The 5,257-nt window shown below is 60.7% G+C and carries 6 protein-coding genes and 2 pseudogenes; 5 read left to right on the plus strand and 3 right to left on the minus strand.

Features of this window, described 5'->3' with window-relative positions; genetic code table 11:
- Positions 1 to 357, plus strand: a 357-nt coding sequence (locus AC0L2A_RS35720) for an ATP-binding protein (protein WP_473612876.1), incomplete at its 5' end; no start/stop codon positions are given.
- Positions 358 to 373: 16 nt separating this feature from the next.
- Here AC0L2A_RS35720 and AC0L2A_RS35725 read toward each other — a convergent pair.
- The 3 genes and pseudogenes from AC0L2A_RS35725 to AC0L2A_RS35735 form a co-directional block, all read right to left on the minus strand.
- Entirely contained in the window at positions 374 to 988 is a 615-nt protein-coding gene (locus AC0L2A_RS35725) for a helix-turn-helix domain-containing protein (protein WP_473612877.1), read from the minus strand.
- A gap of 61 nt (positions 989 to 1,049) precedes the next feature.
- Entirely contained in the window at positions 1,050 to 1,802 is a 753-nt protein-coding gene (locus AC0L2A_RS35730; RefSeq protein WP_473612879.1) for a recombinase family protein, read from the minus strand.
- 220 nt (positions 1,803 to 2,022) lie between these two features.
- Positions 2,023 to 2,442 (minus strand): annotated as a pseudogene (locus tag AC0L2A_RS35735) (recombinase family protein); the annotation flags it as partial.
- Between the two features lie 472 nt (positions 2,443 to 2,914).
- Here AC0L2A_RS35735 and AC0L2A_RS35740 point away from each other — a divergent pair.
- From AC0L2A_RS35740 to AC0L2A_RS35755, 4 genes and pseudogenes are all read left to right on the plus strand, one after another.
- Positions 2,915 to 3,367, plus strand: a pseudogene (locus AC0L2A_RS35740) (ATP-binding protein); the annotation flags it as partial.
- Positions 3,368 to 3,898: 531 nt separating this feature from the next.
- Positions 3,899 to 4,249, plus strand: a complete 351-nt coding sequence (locus AC0L2A_RS35745; protein ID WP_473612880.1) for a hypothetical protein — start codon at positions 3,899 to 3,901, stop codon at positions 4,247 to 4,249.
- Entirely contained in the window at positions 4,191 to 4,688 is a 498-nt protein-coding gene (locus AC0L2A_RS35750; RefSeq protein WP_473612881.1) for a Mu transposase domain-containing protein, read from the plus strand. The genes AC0L2A_RS35745 and AC0L2A_RS35750 overlap by 59 nt, the downstream gene beginning before the upstream one ends.
- Positions 4,689 to 4,705: 17 nt before the next feature.
- Entirely contained in the window at positions 4,706 to 4,948 is a 243-nt protein-coding gene (locus AC0L2A_RS35755; RefSeq protein WP_473612883.1) for a hypothetical protein, read from the plus strand.
- Positions 4,949 to 5,257 lie beyond the last annotated feature (309 nt).

Here is a 5,257-nt window from a genome sequence, read left to right on the forward strand (position 1 = left end):
GGAAAGGAAGAAAGAATGCTGACGAACCCCACCCTCGACCAGATGCAAACCCTCGGTCTGGCCGGCATGGCTGCCGCTTGGCGCGAACTGGCCGAACGGAACAACGCCAACGAGCTCAGCCGTGACGAGTGGCTCGGCCTGATGCTCGACCGCGAGGTCGCTATCCGGGCCGACAAGCGCGTCCGGAACCGGCTCGCCTCAGCCAGGCTGCGCTTTCCCGAAGCCTGCATCGAGGACATCGACTTTGCCGCGCCACGCGGGCTCGACCGGCGCAGCACCATGGCGCTCGCCCAGGGCGAATGGCTGAAAGCGCATGAGAACCTGATCGTCACCGGCCAGACCGATCCCACGACATAATGCACACCTCGCTATGTTATTGAAAAAGCTGGATCTGCTGATCCTGTGATTGTGATAATGGACTGTGTCCGCTCCTGCCGGAATGGTGCTGGATATCGAGTTGCTCGATATCTTCATGACGGATGATCCAGGGCGTACCCTTGCAATACTGCTCGGCCTTCAGATCGCCGGCGCGGATCATGCGCAGCACGGTCATTGGCCGCAGCCCGAGCTTCGCAGCCGTTTCCTGCAATGTATACTCGCCGCGCTCCGACCATTCGTCCTTTTTGTAGACGGCGATGTCGTGCTGGTTGCGGAAAGTGCAGACACGGGACTGTGTCCATCCGTTCTGACGACCCGTGGTTTTGCCGAGCCGGTTGAGAAGCGATGCGATCGCTCTATCCGGCAATTGGCGTGCCAGGGCACGGATCAGTTCCTCGATGTCCGGCGGGGCGCCCCAACGGTGATGGCCTGCCTTGTTCTTCCTGACCGAAAGCGCGGTATGGTCGCCGCCCTGCCAATGCACCAGCATTTTGATGTGGTCGTCTTCGATGGCGACGACAATCTCGCGGATCACGGCACGGATGATCCGCTTGCGCGTGGTGGCGGTGGCGTTGGCATGATGCCATGCCAGTTCGAGATCGGCGCCCATGCGCAGCAGGCTCCGCCGTTCCTCGTCTCCCAGAGCCTCAGGCTTGTGGCGGTCGAGCGCGTCAAGCTCGTCCTGACGCTCGCGGACGTTCTACGAGCGCGGCATTCCAGCGTCGCTCCAGTTCGCCTGCTACAAGCCGGTTGTCCGGGTCGACGGCGTCATACTGGCGGCGTGGATGGGCGGCTTCATAACGTGCTTGCTCGAGTGCGAGCTCCACATGGCGCCGCTTCTCTCCAGCCTGCACGGTGGAGGTCTCGATGGCCTTGATCGCCGCTTCGATGCCGAGCGGTTGAAGGCGTTGAAGAACCTCCGCGCTGACCGCCTGATCGATCCGCAACGATCCGAAGCCAATGCACGGGTCGGTTCCGTGGTTGACCTGCGCTCCGCGGCAATGATAGCGCCCCGTATTGCCGTTGCTGCCGGAATAGGAGACATGCAGCTTGCGGCCGCAATGGCCGCAGCGCAAGAGACCGCCGAGCAGCAACTCGCCCCGGCGAAGATCACCGCGCGGCACCAAGCCTTTGCTTGTGGCATTGTCCGTGATCAGGCGCTGATTCCTCTCAAAATCGTGCCAGCTCAGGTAACCTTCGTGATGGTCGATGAGCAAGACCTCCCAGTCGGCGCGATCGCGCCTGATCCCGCGCAAAATCCGTTTGCGTCCGGCCTCTATGGTGACTTTGCTGCAGGTTCGCCCGAACGCATAGGCGCCGGCGTAGATCGGGTTGGTAAGAATGTGGTGCACCGTATTGTAGACGGGCAGCTTCCAGACGATCGCCCTGTCCGCCGCGCGCGTGTAATTTACGGCAGGGAGCATAATGCCCTCGCTGCGCAGCCACAGATGCACCTGCCGTGCTCTGCAGTTCGTCGAAACGCCGGAATACAAGATCGATCGCCTCGCGGATCCGCAGGTCCGGGTCTTTCTCGATCCGGTTCCGGCCCGACTTGACGTAACCGATCGCCACCGTCAGGAAGAGTTCGCCCCGTCGTGCCTTCTGCTTCAGGGCTTCGATCGAGCGGGCCCGCAGGATCGAAAGCTCCAGTTCGCTCATCGTGCCCTTCATGCCGAGCAGCAACCTGTCGTTGGGATGACGCGGTTCGTAGATGCCGTCCTCATCGATGATGAGCGTTCCGACAAGGCCGCAAAACTCGATGAGCGTATGCCAGTCCCGGCCATTGCGGGCCAGCCGGGAGGCTTCAATGGCGAGGACCGCACCAACCCGACCTTCGCAGATCGCCGCCAGAAGCTTCTCAAAGCCCGGACGACTGATGCCAGACCCTGAACGACCGAGATCTTCATCGATGACGATGGCGTCTTTCCAGCCAAGGGACCGCGCTCGCTCGGCAAGGCCATATTGGCGTCGCCGGCTCTCGGGATTGTTGACGAGTTGATCGGCCGTCGACTGCCGGACATAGACATAGGCGCCGCGCGCGAGATGTTCAGCGGTGATCTTCATGATCTGCCTCCCGTCCCGTCTGGCTCACCACCGCTTCCCTCAGCAAGGTCTCGATCAGCGGGAGGGTGCGTTCCCGGACTTCGCCTGGAAGACTCGATGGCGGAGCTTTCGTGGAAAACAGGTCTGGTTGGTCGGTTCGGCATTGCCTGCGCTGCATGGTCGTCTCCTGGCTGGCGTGAGTCGCTCTGCAGAAAACGAAGACCTGCATCCACCTCGCGGCGCAGGTCGCGCAGGCATGAAAGGGGAAAACGGGGCGCCTCGCGAACCGCCATCGTCAGGGCGATCTCTTCCGTCATCCAGATCGGAATCAGCGCCAGGCTGCCATCCGGTTGTCGCCCGACATAGGCCGGCTCACCGCAATAACGCTGACGGCCTGTAACGAAAATCTCCCCGCCCGAACGCGGATGAAAGGCGTAACGGACAATCTTCTTTGCCTCGCCATCCTGATAACGGGCATTATGAGCCCAGTCCGACCGGAACCGGCAAGTCGTGGCTAGCCTGCGCCTTCGGCCGGCAAGCAGCACGGCTTGATCATTCCGTGCTCTATGTGCGCGTGCCGCGCCTGTTCGAGGATTTGGGGCTCGCCCGTCTCGATGGCCGCTTCTCACGCCTCATCGACAAACTCACCCGCGCACAACTGCTCATCCTCGATGACTTCGGAACCCACTCCCTCACCGACCAACAGCGCTTCCATCTGTTCGAAATCGTCGATGAACGCTATCGCCGCAAATCCACCCTGATCACCGCCCAGGTCCCGGTGGCCAGATGGCATGACCTGATCGCAGACTCCACCGTCGCCGACGCCATTCTCGACCGGATCGTGCACAACGCCCACCGCATCGTGCTTCAGGGCGACAGTATGCGAAAGCAAAAGGCTGCGCCCCTCTTGACCGGCACCGAAAACGGCGAAATCAATCATCCATGAACGCAACAAGGCACCCGAGGACCGACGCCGCCAGACTGTCCCGACATTAGCGAAACCACTGTCCGGGAATTAGCGGAACCCCTGTCCGACTTTTGCGAAATGCGCAACCCAGCCTTCCTCGCATGGCCGAAACGTGACGAGAGGACGAACCTGTCGCCCGCAGCCACAAGCCGTGCGACAACGGCAAGATCGACGCATGCACGAGGCGAAGGCACGGATTGCGGGTTCCGACGTGAAGCCGGCCGCCGTTCCGATCAAAGACCGGGCCGGCCAATTTCGGCACTGAACATTACCTCCTGGGTCAGCAACTTTGGCATCAATCACCGCGCGATGAACGGGACCATTTTGATGCCGGCAAAGAGAAGGCTGACCATGAGACAACTGAGACAAAGGCTGCGGCTTGCCCGAAGCGGGACGAGCTCCCGCGAGATTGCGGTCGAATTTGAGATAGCGCGCAGTGAGCTGGCCCTTGCCGGGCGAGCTGACCGACGATGCGCTTGAGCACAAGCTCTTCAGCTGAAGAAGCCCGGTTTGCTCATCCTGTGGGAGGAGTATCGTGGGTCGCATCCCGACGGTTATGGCTACAGTCGCTTTTGTGAACTTCTACGGGGATTTAAGCAGCGACTGTCACCGACGATGCGCCAGGAGCATGCGGCCGCCGACAAGGTCTTCGTGGATTATTCCGGCAAGAAGATCCCGATTGTCGATCGCAAGACCGGTGAGATCCGCGAGGCGGAGATCTTCGTGGCGGTGCTGGGTGCGTCCAGCTACACCTTTGCCGAGGCCACCTGGACGCAAACGCTCTCCGACTGGATTGGCTCCCATGTCCGGATGTTTCGTTTTTTCACGGCGTTCCCAGACTCGTCATTCCCGACAATCTGAACTCTGGCGTCAGTCGCGCCAGCTTCTACGATCACGAGATCAACCGCAGCTACGGCATGATGGCTTCCCCTACGGCGTCGGCGTTCTTCCGGCACGGCCTGGAAAGCAAGTGGAGAATGGAGTGCGTTTCGCCCACTCCTGCATTCTGGGGCGCCTGCGCAACCAGACTTTCCCCTCGCTGGCTGAGACCCAACGCCGCCATTGCCCAGGAGCTCGATCGCATGATGCGCCGGCTGGGGCGTCAGTCGCCGACAGCTCTTCGAGACCGCGAGCGCCGCGCCCGGCTTTGGCCAGTCTTCCACTGGAGAATTACGAGTTTGCCGAATGGCGTTTGGCCCCCGTCTCGACGGATTATCACCTTGAGTTCAAGATCTTCTTTTATTCCGTGCCCCACAGCCTCAATCGTCAGCAAGTCGATCTGAGAGCAACGGCGCGCTGATCTACGACTTTCAGCAGATGATCCGATCAAAGACGGTCGCAGAACTGGACGCTTGGCTCGAGGGCGCGAAGGCAAGCCTCGTCGGCTCCTTTCCAACCGGGGTCCAAAAGGACATCGCCGCAGTCCTCAACGCCATTATTTCTCTGTCGTCGGATGGCCAGACCGAAGGCCAGATCACCAAGCTCAAACTCATCAAGCGCCAAATGTACGGCCGCGCCAAGATTGATCTACTCCAGGTGAGCCCCATCGGTGCAACTTAGGCTGTTGCCGCAGCGAGAGTGCGTCAGAGCCCCTTTTGCGCGGAAACTTGGGGCCTCGATTCCACGGTCATTGATAGTACTACGCCAGCTCGAAGCGCCAGCCATGGCGCGTGACTCAAACAAAACGGCCTCCGGAAAACCCGGCGGGGTTCACGCCGGCCCACCACTGCATCTAGGTGTTCGCCGTCAGGCGATAGATGTTTTTTTGCTGTTGCAGAGTACAGATTTTCTTCTAGAGCGCGTCCTGTTTAATCTGGGTCGTATCCAGCTGCCTTGAAGTAGTTGGCGCATTCGGCTGGGGTGAAGCGT

The organism is Mesorhizobium sp. WSM4844 (genome assembly GCF_055811775.1).

What these genes read in the sequence shown, in the direction of transcription:
- AC0L2A_RS35725 (WP_473612877.1), bottom strand. Translation starts at nt 988, where the DNA reads ATGGGCGCCGATCTCGAACTGGCATGGCATCATGCCAACGCCACCGCC.
- AC0L2A_RS35730 (WP_473612879.1), bottom strand. Translation starts at nt 1,802, where the DNA reads ATGCTCCCTGCCGTAAATTACACGCGCGCGGCGGACAGGGCGATCGTC.
- AC0L2A_RS35750 (WP_473612881.1), top strand. Translation starts at nt 4,191, where the DNA reads ATGTCCGGATGTTTCGTTTTTTCACGGCGTTCCCAGACTCGTCATTCC.
- AC0L2A_RS35755 (WP_473612883.1), top strand. Translation starts at nt 4,706, where the DNA reads ATGATCCGATCAAAGACGGTCGCAGAACTGGACGCTTGGCTCGAGGGC.